General features: G+C 62.6%; 11 protein-coding genes. 5 read left to right on the top strand and 6 right to left on the bottom strand.

Going from position 1 to position 16253, the window contains the following annotated elements; all coding sequences use genetic code 11:
* Position 1: 1 nt before the first annotated feature.
* Entirely contained in the window at positions 2-1021 is a 1020-nt protein-coding gene (locus ABIE33_RS14795; protein WP_429126143.1) for a hypothetical protein, read from the top strand.
* 74 nt (positions 1022-1095) lie between these two features.
* Here the strand turns inward: ABIE33_RS14795 and ABIE33_RS14790 are convergent, their stop codons facing one another.
* Positions 1096-1686 carry a 3'-5' exonuclease gene (locus ABIE33_RS14790; protein ID WP_429126141.1) on the bottom strand — a complete coding sequence of 197 codons (591 nt, stop codon included), beginning with the start codon at positions 1684-1686 and terminating at the stop codon, positions 1096-1098.
* Positions 1687-1960: 274 nt separating this feature from the next.
* Here ABIE33_RS14790 and ABIE33_RS14785 point away from each other — a divergent pair, with 274 nt between their 5' ends.
* Positions 1961-2125: a hypothetical protein gene (locus ABIE33_RS14785; protein WP_429126139.1), complete on the top strand. Its 165-nt coding sequence runs from the start codon at positions 1961-1963 to the stop codon at positions 2123-2125.
* 634 nt (positions 2126-2759) lie between these two features.
* Here the strand turns inward: ABIE33_RS14785 and ABIE33_RS14780 are convergent.
* The 4 genes from ABIE33_RS14780 to ABIE33_RS14765 form a co-directional block, all read right to left on the bottom strand.
* Positions 2760-3527 (bottom strand): DUF899 domain-containing protein, encoded by a 768-nt coding sequence (locus ABIE33_RS14780; RefSeq protein WP_429126137.1) that lies wholly within the window; start codon positions 3525-3527, stop codon positions 2760-2762.
* A gap of 434 nt (positions 3528-3961) precedes the next feature.
* Positions 3962-4738 (bottom strand): sulfite exporter TauE/SafE family protein, encoded by a 777-nt coding sequence (locus ABIE33_RS14775; RefSeq protein ID WP_429126135.1) that lies wholly within the window; start codon positions 4736-4738, stop codon positions 3962-3964.
* Positions 4739-4835: 97 nt separating this feature from the next.
* Positions 4836-5714, bottom strand: a complete 879-nt coding sequence (locus tag ABIE33_RS14770; RefSeq protein ID WP_429126133.1) for an MBL fold metallo-hydrolase — start codon at positions 5712-5714, stop codon at positions 4836-4838.
* A 3-nt stretch (positions 5715-5717) separates the two neighbouring features.
* A complete protein-coding gene (locus tag ABIE33_RS14765; protein ID WP_429126131.1) occupies positions 5718-7199 on the bottom strand; it encodes an aminotransferase class V-fold PLP-dependent enzyme in 1482 nt (493 codons plus the stop codon).
* Positions 7200-7307: 108 nt separating this feature from the next.
* Here ABIE33_RS14765 and ABIE33_RS14760 point away from each other — a divergent pair, with 108 nt between their 5' ends.
* Positions 7308-7781: an Lrp/AsnC family transcriptional regulator gene (locus ABIE33_RS14760; RefSeq protein ID WP_429126130.1), complete on the top strand. Its 474-nt coding sequence runs from the start codon at positions 7308-7310 to the stop codon at positions 7779-7781.
* A 61-nt stretch (positions 7782-7842) separates the two neighbouring features.
* On the opposite strand, the gene ABIE33_RS14755 is transcribed toward ABIE33_RS14760, so the two are convergent.
* A complete protein-coding gene (locus tag ABIE33_RS14755; protein WP_429126128.1) occupies positions 7843-8751 on the bottom strand; it encodes a LysR family transcriptional regulator in 909 nt (302 codons plus the stop codon).
* 110 nt (positions 8752-8861) lie between these two features.
* Between ABIE33_RS14755 and ilvD the strand changes: the two genes are divergently transcribed.
* Both ilvD and ABIE33_RS14745 read left to right on the top strand, forming a co-directional pair.
* Entirely contained in the window at positions 8862-10535 is a 1674-nt protein-coding gene (gene ilvD, locus ABIE33_RS14750; protein ID WP_429126127.1) for a dihydroxy-acid dehydratase, read from the top strand.
* Positions 10536-11042: 507 nt separating this feature from the next.
* Positions 11043-16148: a cadherin-like beta sandwich domain-containing protein gene (locus tag ABIE33_RS14745; protein WP_429126125.1), complete on the top strand. Its 5106-nt coding sequence runs from the start codon at positions 11043-11045 to the stop codon at positions 16146-16148.
* Positions 16149-16253: the final 105 nt, after the last annotated feature.

The following is a 16253-nucleotide window of genomic DNA, read 5'->3' as shown; positions in this document are numbered from 1 at the left end:
GATGGCTGAGACGACAAGGCGCGGCCTTGCCTGGGCGCATGGATGCCTGGCGGTGCAATCCCTGGGCGGCATGCTGGGCCCGGTACTTTTCCTGTTGCCCGACGGGCGGCAGGTAAGCCCGCTGCATGTGGCACCCTGGGGCCGGGATCCGAGCAGAACGACACTGCCGCCAATCCTGCGGGAATTGCGTGGCGAATGGCCTTGCGTTCCTTTCGGCAGTGACGGCTCGCGCCCGCTCGCCGCCGGTTGGTCGGACGCAGGCGAGACTTTCGCTGGAGCGGATGTGCCGCACGGCCACGGTTCGAACGCACATTGGAACTGGGGCGACTGCGACGAGCGGCAGATCGTGTTGACGTGCAGCTATCCGGACAGCCACCCGGTCAGGCAATTGCGCCGGCGCATCGTGCCGGACCCCAACGCCGCCGCCCTCGATATCACGCTCGAAATCGAAGTGCGGCGCCCCTGCACGCTTCCGATCGGCCTGCACCCCACCTTCCGCCTGTCACCCCGGCCGGGGTCGGTCAGGCTCGAGCCCGGAAGCTATCGCGAGGTCTGCAGTTTTCCCGGCGATGTGGAGCCGGGGGCGACGCTGTTTGCGCCCGGGGGACGATGGCCGAAGCTTCAGAGCGTCGATGCCCGTGATGGCGCCATCATCGATGCGGCGTCCGTACCGCTTGACCAGAATGCCGAGGAACTGCTGCAACTGGTCGGCATCGATGGCGCGGCCGCCCTGCACTATCGTGACGAAGGTTTTCGTGTCCGGCTTGAATGGCAGAAGGAGCACTTTCCGAGCCTACTGCTCTGGTACAGCAATTGCGGGCGCAGGGCCTATCCGTGGGACGGGAAACATCTGGCACTTGGCGTCGAGCCGGTTTGCTCGGCCTTCGATCTCGGCCCGGCGGTCTCGTCAGCCGACAACCCCTTGGCATCACCAGCCGCGCCCACTTCGCTGTCGTTCGATCCCGATCAGCCATTCACCACGCGCTATCGGATCTCGGTCGAAGCGGCCACCATGGGCTGACAGCTGACAGCGTGTTTCACGGGAGGTCCGCTGCATCGGGTCTCACCCACCCCCGTCGTGCCTTGGAAGCGGGCTCATTTCTTCCGGCAGGTGCAGGGGTCGTAGCCATTGGGAAACAGCCGGCCGGCCCTCATGCCGATCATCACTGGGATGTCGCGGACCCGCGAAACGCCCAGAGACCCGGCAATCGCAATCGCAGCCTCGGCGCAGATCGCCGCGTCCTCGGCAGCATTGTGATGTGCGAAGGTCAGGCCGAGATGGCCGGCCAGGATGTTTAGCTTGTGCGATCCGAGATGCGGCCAAACCTTTTGCGCCATCTTCACCGAGCAGAGATAGGACAGGTCCGGGTAATCCTGGCGGTAGAGATCGAGACAGGAGCGCCAGACGCTGAAATCGAAGGCCGCATTGTGGGCGATCATGGTGGCGCCGCGAAAGTCGTCGGCGAATTCGTCCATGACTTCGGGAAACTCGCCTGCGTCTTCCACATGCTCCGGGCGGATGCCGTGGATTGCGATGTTGAAGGAAGAGAAGCGCATGCGCTTCGGACGGATGAGCCGCTCCTCGATCCGCACGACCCGGCCATCCTCGATCCAGGCCAGGCCGACCGAACAGGCGCTGCCGCGCTGCTCGTTGGCGGTTTCGAAATCAATGGCGATGGTCTTCAAGGCGGTGTCCCGACTGTTCTTGCGCAGCAAGGGCTAAGCGCTACAGCATTCTTCGCGCGCACCTGCACGCACGAAGGATGCTGTAGCGGTGTGCGGGCGATTCTGCAAAGACCGCAAGGGGTTCCGGTCGGGCGCTCGGCGCAGGCGTGATCTTGCGCGCATGCGACTTGCGTTTCCCGTCGGCGTAAGCGAACCTTCCGATCAGGACAGAAAAGGCTTAGGCCGCTGCCGGACACCCCAGGCTGCAACAGAAGCCCCGCAAGTGGAGGAAACCATGTCCACCAGATTTCTCACGGCATTTGCACTAACGGCACTCTTGGCGATATCAGGGTGTGCGACCAGTGGCTCCGGCAATACGACCTACTCGCAAGCGCAAGGGGTTGATCCCGATATCGATCCGACCGGCACGGGCAATGATAGCATGGGTGCCAGCTACTAGAATGTCTCCGGCTTAGACGGGGTCGCAGAAACGCTCTATCTCCTTGTTTTTAGGCATTCCTGTCGGAGAACCGCTTCGCACTTTTTCCCGAGGATTGCTGTAGCACCTTACCTTGTCCAGGGCTGAAGAGAGAGTTCAGCTGCGCGATCTGCCGATGGGGTCGGCAGTTCGCGGCCGGAAAATAGTAAATCCTAAACATCCCTGAACAGGTGCAGAACGGCTAGGGTACGGAGGATGTCCAACGGTCGCCGCCTGACCCAATTTGGGGGAGGAACATTTCTCTCGTCTCGATTTCCCCACATTGAAGGCTTGATGTAAGGCCATGGACAGAGCCGGAATAGCCTTCCTCATCCTCATCTGCCTGCTCGTCGCACGCGCTAAGCATTCTCGCCATCGGGCCGAGCCCCGACGTGGCTCCACCCCCGAGCCCGGCAATTGTTCCCGGGAACTAGAGCGCCTGTGCCTGAGACGTAGGCACGAAGCCGCTTTATCTCTTTGCTTGCATGCACTTCCAGGCGGAAAACGGCTTCTGCCCTTTCCTGGAAATGCTCGCGCGAAAGGAAGACGCCCACCCTACCGCCTGTGGGCCCGTCTCGCCTTTTCCCCATGCGCAGGCTCAAGCCTGATTGCCCGCCTATCGGTCTCGGAACGCCGCTTCGCCCGCGTCCGACACTTCGACCCATTTTCTGTCGGGCGCGGCATCTGCTACGTAACTGTCGTTCCAGTTCCACCACTTGTAGGTCGGCGTCTGCGGATAGCCCTGAGGTGAATCCTCCCAGACTTCCTGCCGGCCCAACGGTGTGATGTCGAGGTAGTTCCAGGTGCTCCCCATCTGTTCGTCGCCGCGGTTGTTGATGAAGTAGGTGCGGAATACGCGCTCGCCGTCGCGATAGAACACGTTGGTACCGTGCCATTCGGCCACGCCGAAGTCGGCGTCGAAATCGTCGGTGAGGGTGAACCACGGTATCTGCCAGCCCATCCGCGCCTTGAGCCGCACGATATCCGCCTGCGGTGCGCGCGAGACGAAGACGAGCGTGGTGTCACGCGCGTTGAGGTGGGCGACGTGGGCCACCTGGTCGGCGACCATGGAACAGCCTCTGCAGGCATGATCGGGCCAGCCGAACACACCCGGCTCGAAGAAGGCGCGGTAGACAATTAGCTGGCGCCGGCCGGCAAACAGGTCGGTGAGGCTGGCCCTGCCCGCAGGACCGTCGAAGGCGTAGGCCGTTTCAACGGCCATCCATGGCATTCGCCGACGCTCGGCGGCCAGGGCATCCCGGGCGCGGGTCTGGGCTTTTTCCTTCACCAACAGCTGCTGGCGGGCTTCCTCCCAGGCTCGCGAAGACACGATCGGTGGTGTTTGCATGGCGGGGTGTCCGCCTTTTTCCGTTGATGACGTCATGGCGTTGAAAACCTCCTTGTTGGCGCGTTCGCCGCGGATTGCTCGTTGTTGGTCTGGAGGTAGTTTCGCACCGGAATGAAAACGATGGGAGTAACAAGTATGGCGGCATTACCTCGCCCGGTGCGAAACCGGGCGCCGGCTTGTCGGCATGCGTGGCAACCGTACGCGTTGCGGGCGCGAGGACGCGAGCGAGACGATGCTGCTGTTGTGGCCGACCGGTAGGCGGTGGTTCGCCTGAAACGCGGCGGTCCGCCGATCCTCGACCGTGCCGTCGAGGAGATCGCCTGATCGTCTCATCGATGTGTCAAGGGAAATGTAGATTAGCTGCATTTGTCGCCGAACACGGAAAGCAAGCGACCGATTGCACCTTCGGCGAAGAAGGCTATTCAGCAGCGGCGCGTCGCCGAATATCTATGTGGTCCGGACGGAAGACCCTATCGTGAGGCATAGGACGCCAGGCCAATGGCGACGGCGAAGGTGAGTGCCGCAAACAGCAGGTTCAGCGTGGACTGGTACTTGCTGAAACTGTGGGCCGCGCGACAGCCCGCCAGTGCGCCAAGTGCTCCGCCGCCGATGAAGGAAAAGGCGAGCGGCCAGTCGACCAGGCCGGAGAACGTGTAGCTTGCTCCCGTCGTCAGCCCGAAAGCGGAAATGGCGACCAGCGACGTGGCGATTGCGTTGATCGTCGGCATGCCGGTCGAAACCATCAGGCCCGGCACGATCAGGAACCCGCCGCCGATCCCGAAGAAGCCCGAGACGATACCTGTTCCGGCCCCGAAGGAGAGAACTTTCGGCGCGTTTCTCGGCGTGCAGCTCGATGCCGGATCGCCAACCATGTGGCGCCGCCTCAGCATCGTCACACTGACGACGGCCATGAGCGCCGCGAACAACAGCAGGAGCCGCTGTCCGTCCAGGGCCTTGCCGAGCGCCGCGCCGATCCAGGCGCCGCCGATGCCGGTGACACAGTACATTGCAGCACAGCGCCATTTCACCGTGCCGTGCCGGGCATGCATCACCAGCCCCGAGAGCGCATTCGCTGCGACGGCGACGGCGCTCGTGCCGATCGCCACATGCACATTGCTCACGCCGACGACATAGACGAGCAGAGGGACGGCGAGAATGGAGCCGCCGCCACCAAACAGCCCGAGGCTGAAGCCGACGAGGCCGCCGCACAGCGCTGCCAGGATGTATTGGACAAGATCCAGCGTCATGGTTCGGCGCCGGGCTGGGGGGCGAAAGTTGCCGCCCGAGATACACCGAAACCGGAAGACAGCCCGGACACGGAACGTGCCCGCGAACGGAGCGGCGTCAGGACCATGCCGCACCCTGCAGGGCGTCAATGGGGAATCTCAGGTAGCGTCGGCCGTTTTCCTCCGGGTCGGGAAGCCGGCCGCCGTTGATGTTGACCTGCAGGGCATGGAGGATGAGCTTGGGCATCGGCAGCGTTCGGTCCCGTCCCTCGCGGAACGCGACAAACTCGTTTTCGCAGGCATAGCGGGTCAGATGGATGTTGTCCGCCTTCTGCATTGCAACAGTGCTTTCCCAGCGCGGTTCGCGTCCACCCGGCTGGTAATCATGGCCGACGAAGATGCGGGTATCGTCGGCGAGGGCCATGATATCGCGGATGCTCGCCCACAGCGCGTTGGCGCTGCCGCCGGGGAAATCGGTGCGCGCGGTTCCGCTGTCCGGCATGAACACCGTATCGTGCACGAAGGCAGCGTCCCCGACGAGATAGGTGATCGATGCCAGCGTATGGCCGGGGGAGAACATCACGCCGGCCTCGAGATTGCCGATCCGGAATGCGTCGCCACGATCAAACAGCCGATCCCATTGCGATCCGTCCGTTTTCAGGCTTGGCCAGTTGTAGATGTCGGCCCACAATTTCTGGACCTTGACGATGTGCGTGCCGATGGCGGTGGGCGCGCCGGTCTTGGCCTTCAGATAGGCGGCGGCGGAAAAATGGTCGGCATGCGGATGGGTATCGAGGATCCACTGGAGGTCAAGGTTCTGTTCCCGCACGAAGTCGAGCAGCCGGTCGGCATTGTCCGTGGCTATCGAGCCGGACTTCTCGTCGAAGTCGAGCACCGGATCGATGATCGCACAGGCCCGGGTTTTCGGGTCGCTGACCACATACTGCACCGACCAGGTTCGCGGGTCGAAGAACGCTGCGATGTCAGGCCTCGCCATGGCTCACGCCCCCATTGCAAGTGCTGCGCGCGGGAAGAAAATGGCGCGCGCCGGATCGAAATCATAGTGTCGCTCGTAGCTGGTCGCGTCGGCCGCAAGCTTGGCGACGGCGTCGAGGATGAACGCTACGTCCTCGTCCGAAAGCAGGACGCTGAAGTTCAGCCGGACAAAACCCGGCTTCAGCATTTCCTGTCCGGCAAGGATGGCCTCGCGCAGCCGCTGCGATTCTTCATCGTCGATGCCCAGCAGCCGGTGGACATAGGGACCGGCGCAGGCGCAGCCACCGCGCGCCTGGATGCCGAAGCGATCGCTGAGCATGCGGGTCACCAGCTGCTGGTGGACATGGCCACCCTTGCCGTCCCTGATGCGAAAGGAAAAGATCGGCAGCCGCTTCGGTCCGAGAGGGCCAAGCAGTTCCAGCCGCTCGATGCCTTGCCATGCGGCGATAGCGCGACGGGTCAGCTCCGCGTTTCTGGCCTGCATTGCCTCGGCGCCGATCGCTTCCTTGACGAGGAAAGCGAGTGCGGCGCGGATATCGCCGACGACGTTCGGTGTGCCGGCTTCCTCGCGCGCCTCGAGGCTGTTGCTGTAGTCGTGGCCGGTGGGCGAAACGAATTTGACGGTGCCGCCACCGGGCCAGGATGGCTTCACGGTAACAGCCGCATCACGTCGCAGGATCAGCACACCTGATGTGCCAGGCCCGCCGATGAACTTGTGCGGCGAGACGACCACGGCGTCGATCGCGGCAGCGTCATCGGGCGACATGTCGATCGGCAGGTAGGGGCCTGCGCCGGCATAGTCCCAGACCATCTTTGCGCCCGCGGCCTTGGCGATGCGGGTGACCGTCGCAACGTCGGTGACGATGCCCGTGACATTGGAAGCGGCGGAGAACGCGCAGACGACGAGATCGGCCGATTGCCTCAGCGCTTCGTCGAGTGCGGCAAGATCCGGCCCACCGGCAGCACACTCGGCGATCTCGACCACCTCGGCACCGCTTTCGCGCCAGGGCAGGATATTGGAATGATGTTCGTAAGGTCCGATCAGAATGCGCACGCGCCGACCACCGGTGACCGCGTCGGTAACCCCGAGCAGCTTCACCAGCCGATTGATGCCGGCGGTGGCACCGGAGCCGGCGAAGATGACGGCATGCTCTGGCCCTGCGCCGCAGCAGGCGGCGATCACCGCTCGCGCATCGCGGCGCAGCCGGGTCATGGAGCCGCCGCAATAAGACGCCTCGGTGTGGCTGTTTGCGTAATAGGGCAGGACCTGTTCGAGGATGAAATGCTCGATCTGCATCAACGCCCGGCCCGACGCGACATAATCGGCATAGACGAGGTTCCTGACGCCGAAGGGACCCTCGATCTTTGCATTCTTGCCGACCAATCCGGCCCGCAGGGCCGCGATTGCGTTGTCGCCGGCAAGGCTTTCCCGAAACGCTCCGAGCGGGCCGGTAAGGTGTGGCTGGCGTGGGCACGGCGTCGTCATTGTCTCCTCCTGGGGTCGGACAGACGATAAGTCTAATCGATCGGTTGCGTGCAAACCTCATCATTCTTATGCTCAAGTGTGTCTCAATCGGGTCATGTGATCGGTAAAATGGAAAAAATTGACGAAATTGATATGCGGATACTGTCCTGTCTGCAAAAGGACGGCACGATCTCGCAGCGTGATCTGGCCGACCGAGTCGGCCTGTCGCAGAATGCCTGCTGGCGGCGCCTGCAGCGGTTGAACGCCAGCGGGCTCGTCCTTGGTACCCATGCTGCGATCGACGTCGCAGCACTCGGCTTCGATCTCACGGTGTTCGTGATGATCCGCACCCGTCACCATTCCAAGGAATGGGCCGACAACTTCCGCAAGCATGTCGAGCGTCTGCCGGAGGTGACGGACTTGTACCGGATCGGTGGCGATTGGGATTATTTGATCAAGGTGGTGACACGCGGCATGGGCGGCTATGACGCCTTCTATCAGAAGCTCATCACCGATTTCGACCTGATGACAGTCACCGGCTTTTTCTCGATGGAAACCATCATCAGCAACCGCATGCCTGACCTGCGCGGCCTCATGCGGTAGCGTACCCTTGGCATTCCAGAGATGCCGTTGCGTTGCAGCTCTGCGAGCCGACAGCGCGCGGTCACTTGTTATCGGCCGGCATTGCCGCGGCAAGGAAACTGTCGAGCACCGGATTTTGGTCTGAACTGCGCCAGGCAAGGCCGGTTTCTACCTCCGGTACGCGGCCGGCCAGCGGCAAATAACTTGCGCCACGCCGCTGAAGGTTGGTCATCGATTGCGGGACCAAGGCGACCCCAAGGCCGGATGCGACCAGACCGACGATCGTCTGCATCTGTATGGCTTCCTGATAGGTCGAGAATGCCATTCCGTGCTCGGCGAAATATCCCGAGACGATATCGTGAAAGGCCGGTGCGGCCCGCCGCGGAAAGACGATGAGGGGCGCCTTGAAGAAGTCGGCTGGTTCCAGAACACTTCCTGCAAAACCCACTCGCTGTTCCTCGATCCAGGCCGTCGGCACTGCGGCAACCAGCGGTTCCCGCAGCAGCGACAGGTAGGAAAGGGCCGGATGAAGCGACGCGCGGCCGGGGGCGATGATCAGCCCGACATCGATCTCTTCATCGAGCAGCGCCTCGATCTGGATATCGCTGGTGGCTTCGCGCATCGTCAGTTCCACATGCGGATAGGCGGCGCGATAGCGGCTAACCATGTCGGGCAGCACGCTGTAGTCGGCCGTGCTGACGAAGGATAGACGCAGGTGCCCGATCTCGCCGCGCGAGAGCCTTCTTGCGGTGTCGGCAAGGCCGTTCGCGCTGTCGAGCACCTGACGGACATGGATAAGCCATTGCCTGCCGACAGATGTCAGCTCCACGTTCCGCTTCGTGCGCTGGAAGAGCTGTACCTTCAACTCCTTTTCCAAGGCCTGTATCGATTGGCTGAGCGGCGGCTGCGTCATGTTGAGGCGAGCGGCCGCATGGCCGAAATGCAGTTCTTCGGCGACAGCGAGGAACTGGCGAAGTTGCCTCAAATCCATGATGCGTTCCGATTGATATGTTATGCGACTTATTTGCACGGGAAAAGTATATTTCACAGGCATGTTGAACGCTAGTAAACTCGACCTCGAATTAGCTGAGGGAGCAAACCATGGCCTACAACGAGCGCTCGAAACACATTACGCAAGGTGTCGCGCGATCCCCCAATCGGGCGATGTACTATGCACTCGGCTATGAAAAGGCCGATTTCGCCAAACCGATGATCGGTGTTGCCAACGGTCACTCGACGATCACGCCCTGCAATGCCGGGCTGCAACCGCTCGCCGACGCAGCGGTTGCGGCCATCAAGGCTGCCGGCGCAAATCCGCAGGTCTTCGGAACGCCGACGATTTCCGACGGCATGTCGATGGGCACCGAAGGCATGAAATATTCGCTCGTGTCGCGCGAGGTCATCGCCGACTGCGTCGAAACCTCGGTGCAGGGGCAGTGGATGGACGGGGTGCTTGTGATCGGCGGCTGCGACAAGAACATGCCGGGCGGCATGATCGGCATCCTTCGCGCCAATGTTCCGGCGATCTACGTCTACGGTGGCACGATCAAGCCGGGCCACTGGAAGGGGCAGAGCCTATCCATCGTCTCCGCCTTCGAGGCAGTCGGCGCCTTCATGGCCGGCAAGATGAGCGAGGAGGATTTCGAAGGCATCGAACGCAATGCCTGCCCGTCGACCGGCTCCTGCGGTGGCATGTACACCGCCAACACCATGAGCTCATCCTTCGAGGCGCTTGGCATGTCGCTTCTTTACTCGTCCAACATGGCCAATCCCGACCAGGAGAAGATGGAGAGCTCAGCTCAATCCGCCAAGGTCCTGGTCGAGGCGGTCAAGAAGGGCATCAAGCCCCGGGATATCGTCACGCGCAAGTCGATCGAAAATGCCGTCGCCCTGATCATGGCGACGGGCGGATCGACCAACGCGGTGCTGCACTATCTCGCCATCGCGCATGCGGCGGAAGTCGAATGGACACTGGACGACTTCGAGCGCGTTCGCCGCAACGTCCCCGTCCTCTGTGATCTCAAGCCATCGGGCAGATACATGGCCGTCGACCTGCACCGGGCGGGCGGCGTACCCCAGGTGTTGAAGATCCTTCTGAATGCAGGCCTTCTGCATGGCGACTGTCTGACGATCACGGGCAGGACGATCGGCGAAGAACTCGCAGCCGTTCCGGACCAGCCGCGGTCGGACCAGGAGGTCATCCGACCCTATGATAGACCGATCTACAGCGAGGGCCACCTCGCGGTGCTGAAGGGGAACCTGGCCGAAGGCGGTGCCGTTGCCAAGATCAGCGGCCTGAAAAGCCCTGTCATGAGCGGGCCTGCGCGGGTCTTCGAAGACGAACAATCGGCGATGGATGCCATATTGTCGGACAGGATCAGGCCCGGCGATATCCTCGTGTTGCGTTATCTCGGGCCGAAGGGCGGCCCCGGAATGCCCGAAATGCTCGCGCCGACCTCAGCGATCATCGGCAGAGGCCTCGGCGACAGCGTCGGTCTCATCACCGACGGCCGCTTCTCGGGCGGAACCTGGGGTATGGTGGTCGGCCACGTCTCGCCGGAGGCCTTCGAAGGGGGCACGATCGCGCTGGTGGAGGACGGCGACCGCATCGTCATCGATGCCCATCAGCAGTTGCTGCAACTCGATGTCGCCCCGGAAGAACTGGCAAGAAGGCGCATCCAGTGGCGACAGCCGGAACCCCGTTACAAACGCGGCGTGCTGGCCAAATTTGCAGCGCTGGTGCGCCCAGCCAACGAAGGGGCGGTCACCGGCTGAATGTCATCCTGGCTTCGGTCCGTCGCTACTACGAGCCGGGTCTGCGAAAACGCCATGCTGTTGTTTCCAAAGTCTGAAACGGCGTCGGTCTTTCGGGCCGATGCTCTCATGAAAAGGACCCACGCTGCCTTTCCGCTACCTTCAAGCGCCTGGCCAGCCAGAGGTCCGCAGGCGCTGCCGGCCCTTCGTTAAAAGGCGGCTAACGATAGGAGAATGCGACTTTACGTATATTTGAAATGGGGCTTGGCCCGCTCCTGCCCAATTGCTAGTTGTGTGCTGGGGACGTCCGCTGGTGATTCATGCGGGAGGGGTAAGTCATTGTCGCGTTTCGCTTCTGTTCTGTGGGCGTTGTTGGCCCTGTTTGTCGTTGCGTTGGGTGTGCCGCAAGTCGCTCTGGCGGCTCCGTCAGCCGGTTGCACGGCGATCAATTCGACCTGGGGTGCGGGCAAAACTCTAACAGGTGGAGACCAACTATGGGACGATCCTCTGAACCTTAGAGCGGGCGAAGTGATAACCTATCGGGCGACCAGCTCGGGCAGCACAAACAGCGCTGGCAATTGGGCGAATGGCGGTGGGTTTGCGATCTACGCCGATGCCGGGAATGAGACAATTGTCGAGACCTATGCCACGGTTGGCAACGAACTTGACCTCAACAGCACGCACACAGTGCTTTCAAACGATCACTACAGCGTTTATGCTTGGAGTGGAGCCGGCGATGCTACGGTAGAGGCAACGGTCACTTGCGCCGCACCGGTTTCGACCGATGCGAACCTCTCGGGCCTGGTCCTGACCGGCGCCACCCTGTCTCCGATTTTTGCGTCGGCCGAGACATCCTATACGGCCTCTGTTCCCAATACGACGGCATCGCTGACGGTGAAGCCCACGGTCAATGACGCCGGGGCGACCGTCACCGTCAATGGCGTGGCCGTCGCGTCCGGTACCGCCTCCGCTTCGATCCAACTTAACGCCGGCGAGAACACGCTGACGACGGTGGTGACGGCCGAAGACGGCACGACCACGAAGACCTACACGGTGCGGGTGACCCGTGCCGCCTCGACGAATGCCAACCTGTCGGGCCTGGCTCTGAGCAACGGCACGCTGTCTCCGTCGTTTGCCTCGGGCACGACGTCCTATACAGCCGCAGTTCCCAACGCGACCTCATCGTTGGCGATAACGCCTGATGTCAGCGACGCCACGGCGACGGTTACGGTCAACGGCGTGACAGTGACGTCAGGGATCGCCTCGGGCGCGCTTCCGCTTGCGGTTGGCGCGAATACCTTGACGACAATCGTGGCTGCACAAGATGGCATCACGACAAAGACCTACACGATAACGGTCACGCGCGCCGAACCGCCCTCGACCAACGCGAACCTGTCAGGTTTGGGCTTGAGCAGCGGTACGCTGACGCCGGCGTTTGCTTCTGCCACAACGTCCTACGCCGCCTCAGTTCCTAACGCGACGACATCGTTGACGGTAACGCCTGATGTCAGCGACGCCACGGCGACGGTTACGGTCAATGGGGTGGCGGTTACATCCGGCGCTGCCTCGGGTGCCATTGCACTTGCGGTTGGCGCCAATACGGTGACGACGGTGGTCACCGCTGAGGACGGCACGACCACGAAGACCTATACGGTGACGGTGACCCGCGCCGCTTCGGCAGATGCCAACCTGTCGAGCCTGGTTATGAGCAGCGGCACGCTGTCTCCGGTGTTTGCGTCGGGCACGGCGTCCTATACGGCTGCAGTTTCCAATTCGACGGCGTCGCTGACGGTGAGGCCGACGGCAAGTGATGCCAATGCGACGATCACCGTCAACAACACGACGGTCGCATCGGGTGCCACCTCCGGTCCGATTTCGCTCAACGTTGGCTCCAACACACTGACGATCGTCGTGACCGCCCAGGACGGAACGACGACAGAGACCTATACCGTAACGGTGACCCGTGCGGCCTCGTCGAATGCCGACCTTGACAGCATGGTCTTGAGTGACGGCGCGCTATCGCCTTCGTTTGCCGCGGCGACGACCTCCTACACGGCCTCGGTGCCGAATGCGACGTCATCGCTGACGGTGACGTCCGTGATCGGCCATTCGGGGGCGACATTGACGGTCAATGGCGACCCGGTTGCCTCGAACGCGGCTTCCGGTGTGATTTCGCTCGCAGTCGGTTCGAACACGGTGACGGCGGTCGTCACGGCTGAAGATCGCACCACCGTGAAAACCTATACCGTCACGGTGACCCGTGCGCCTTCGGCGAATGCCGACCTGTCCGGCCTCTCGCTCAGCGCCGGTACGCTGTCGCCGGTGTTTGCCTCCGGCATGACATCCTATACGGCCACGGTTCCCAATGCGACGGCATCGTTGACGGCAACGCCGACGGTGAGTGATGCGACCGCGACGGTCACCGTCAATGGAGCCGCCGTCGCTTCGGGTGCGGCCTCGGGCCCGATCACGCTTGCGGTCGGTACCAATGTCGTGACGGCGGCGGTCACGGCTCAAGATGGCACGTCGAAGACATATACGGTGACGGTGACCCGTGCGCCTTCAGCGAATGCCGACCTTTCGAGCCTGAGCCTGAGCGCCGGGACGCTGTCTCCCGCCTTTGCTTCCGGTACGACGACCTATACGTCCTCGGTTCCCAATGCGACGACGTCGGTGACGGTGACGCCTGATGTAAGCGATGCGACTGCGACGATTATGGTCAACGGCGGGGTTGTCGCTTCGGGTGCAGCTTCGAGCACGATCGCTCTTGCGGTCGGCGCCAACGTCGTGACGACGGTGGTCACGGCTCAGGATGGTACGACGGTGAACACCTACACGGTGACGGTGACACGTGCTGGGTCGGCAAATTCTGATCTGTCCGGCCTCTCGTTGAGCGCCGGCACGCTGTCTCCGGCGTTTGCCTCAGGCACGACCAGCTATTCGGCTTCCGTCCCGAATGCGACGACGTCGCTGACCGTCACGCCTGATGTCAGCGATACGACCGCAACGGTTACGGTCAACGGCGCGACGGTAGCATCGGGCGTTGCCTCCGGTTCGATCCCGCTTGCGGTCGGCCCGAATGCGCTGACCACGGTCGTGACGGCCGAGGACGGCACGACGAAGACATACACGGTGACGGTGACGCGCGCGGCGTCGGCAAATGCCGACCTGTCCGGCCTCTCGTTGAGTAGCGGCACGCTGTCTCCGGTATTCTCATCGGGCACGACGGCCTATACGGCCTCGGTGCCCAATACCACGGCGTCGCTAACGGTGACGCCGACGGCAAGCGATGCGACGGCGACGATCACGGTCAATGGAACAACTGTTGCATCGGGTGCTGCCTCGGGCTCAATCGTGCTTGCGGTCGGCACCAATGTCGTGACGACGGTGGTGACGGCTGAGGACGGCACGACGCAGTCGAGCTATGCGCTGACGGTGACGCGCGCGGCCTCGACGAATGCCGAGCTATCGGGCCTGACCTTGAGCGGCGGTACGCTGTCGCCGGCATTCGCATCGGCCACGACGTCCTATACGGCTTCGGTTCCCAATGCCGTGGCATCGTTGACGGTGACGCCACTGGTCAGCGACGCAACGGCGACGGTGACGGTCAACGGCGTGGCCGTCGCATCGGGTGCTGTATCCGGCGCCATCGCGCTTGCGGTCGGCTCCAACACGGTGACGACGGTGGTCACGGCTGAAGATGGCACGACGCAGACGAGCTACACCGTCGTCGTCACCCGCGCGCTTCCGGCTTCGACCGATGCCAAGCTTGCGGGCCTGTCGTTGAGCACCGGCACGCTGTCTCCGGGCTTTTCGGCGGGCGTGGCGTCCTACACTGCATCGGTTTCCAACGCGACGGCGTCGTTGACGGTGACACCGACAGTGAGTGATGCAGCGGCAACGGTCACAGTCAACGGGGTGCCGGTCGCATCGGGTGCTGCTTCCGGTTCGATCGCGCTCGCTATCGGCTCGAACACGCTGGCGACAGTCGTGACGGCCGAGGACGGCACCGTGAACACCTATACCATAACCGTCACCCGCGCGCCGCCGGCGGCAACGTTCACATTTTCGCCTGCTGCGGGGGCCCTTCCATCGGCGATGGCCGGCGAGAAATATGCGCAGCCGATTACAGCCACAGGCGGCAGCGGCGCTCTGCTTTATGCAGTCGGTGGCGGGACACTTCCCAAAGGCATGGTCCTTAACGTTTCGACCGGCGAGTTGACCGGGCCGCTCGGCGAAGATGCCGAGGTCACGGATTACAGCTTCACGATTTCCGTCACCGATGCTGCCGGCAGCACGGCGAGCGCCGCTTATTCGCTGAAGGTCACGGCTCGCGAGGTCAGCGTCGCCGACCAGATCGTCAACGTTCCCGCCGGTTCTTCGCCGCCCAATGTCTATTTGAACGGCGGGGCGACCGGAGGACCGTTCAGCGACGCTCAGATCGTGACTATCACGCCCGCCAACGCCGGCAAGGCGGAGATCATCGAAGGAGAGCTGGCTCAGGTCGGCGCGTTCGCACCGGTCGGCTACTATCTCAAGTTTACGCCGGATCCTGCTTTCTCCGGCCAGGCAAAGATTGGATACCAACTGACGGCCGCCGCCGGGCCCTCGAATGTCGGGGTGATCACTTACAATCTGCGCTTCGATGCGGACGCCGTCGTCGGTGAAATCGATTCCCTCGTGCGCGGTTTTGTCCAGGCCCGGCAGAATCTGTTGGCGTCAAGCATTCAGGTCCCGGGCCTGCTGGAGCGGCGCCGACTGCAGGCCGGAACCGACCCGGTAACGATGCGTCTGTCGCCCTCGACGGATGGGGTCGGCATGAGCTTTGCCACCAGCCTGGCACAGCTCGAAGCGGCGAGAAACGCAGCAGACGGTATCGAAGGCGGCGAAGTCTCGCCGTTCAACGCATGGCTTGACGCCACGATGATGCTCCACAACCGGAAACAGAATGACGATCGCTGGGGCGGTTTTGGCCTGTTCTCGGCAGGCGTGGATTATCTTATCAACGAGAAGGCGTTAATCGGCTTCTCGTTCCATGTCGATCATATGACCGATCCGACGGCTGACGACGCCGAAATCCGTGGTACCGGCTGGCTTGCCGGTCCGTATACCTCGCTTGAGCTCACAACGGGCATCTTCTTCAATACCAGCCTCCTCTACGGTGGTTCCAGCAACGACATCGATACGGCGTTCTTCGATGGCTCTTTCGATAGCAGTCGCTGGATGTGGGACAGCTCCATCACCGGACAATGGGACCTTGATGAGGATACGGTCGTGACGCCGAAGCTGCGCGCGGTCTATCTCAATGAGGATGTCGACGACTACGGTGTCCATAATGACGCCGGCGGCGAGGTTGGGCTGGAAGGGTTCGCCCTTGAACAGTTCCGGGTGAGCCTCGGGGCGGAGATCGAGCGGCAGTTTACACTGGAGAACGACATGACGCTCAAGCCACGGGTCGGTGCCGCGGCCGGTTACTCCGGTCTCGATGGCAGCGGCACGTTCGGCTCGCTTCTGGCTGGCGTCTCGCTGCAGGCGAACGAGAGCTGGGTCATCGACGCAAACCTGCGCGCTACCGTCGAAGGCGATGGCGAAACCTATGTCGGCGCCCGCCTGGGGGTCGGTGGGCGGTTCTAGCACGGCCCTCCAACGTCCGGGTGAGATTGGCCAATTTTCCTCAGCCGCTGTCGGTTCGACAGCGGCCGTTCGATTGATAGCGGGCACCTGCCGATTTCGGCTCTT

The sequence above is a fragment of the Ensifer sp. 4252 genome (genome assembly GCF_050434565.1).
GTDB lineage: Bacteria > Pseudomonadota > Alphaproteobacteria > Rhizobiales > Rhizobiaceae > Ensifer.
Note: the sequence above shows the minus strand (reverse complement) of the source record. Positions and strands in the feature narration are given on the sequence as shown.

Coding starts and splice junctions, on each gene's coding strand:
- ABIE33_RS14795 (WP_429126143.1), top strand. CDS start 2: ATGGCTGAGACGACAAGGCGCGGCCTTGCCTGGGCGCATGGATGCCTG.
- ABIE33_RS14785 (WP_429126139.1), top strand. CDS start 1,961: ATGTCCACCAGATTTCTCACGGCATTTGCACTAACGGCACTCTTGGCG.
- ABIE33_RS14780 (WP_429126137.1), bottom strand. CDS start 3,527: ATGACGTCATCAACGGAAAAAGGCGGACACCCCGCCATGCAAACACCA.
- ABIE33_RS14775 (WP_429126135.1), bottom strand. CDS start 4,738: ATGACGCTGGATCTTGTCCAATACATCCTGGCAGCGCTGTGCGGCGGC.
- ABIE33_RS14770 (WP_429126133.1), bottom strand. CDS start 5,714: ATGGCGAGGCCTGACATCGCAGCGTTCTTCGACCCGCGAACCTGGTCG.
- ABIE33_RS14765 (WP_429126131.1), bottom strand. CDS start 7,199: ATGACGACGCCGTGCCCACGCCAGCCACACCTTACCGGCCCGCTCGGA.
- ABIE33_RS14760 (WP_429126130.1), top strand. CDS start 7,308: ATGGAAAAAATTGACGAAATTGATATGCGGATACTGTCCTGTCTGCAA.
- ABIE33_RS14755 (WP_429126128.1), bottom strand. CDS start 8,751: ATGGATTTGAGGCAACTTCGCCAGTTCCTCGCTGTCGCCGAAGAACTG.
- ilvD (WP_429126127.1), top strand. CDS start 8,862: ATGGCCTACAACGAGCGCTCGAAACACATTACGCAAGGTGTCGCGCGA.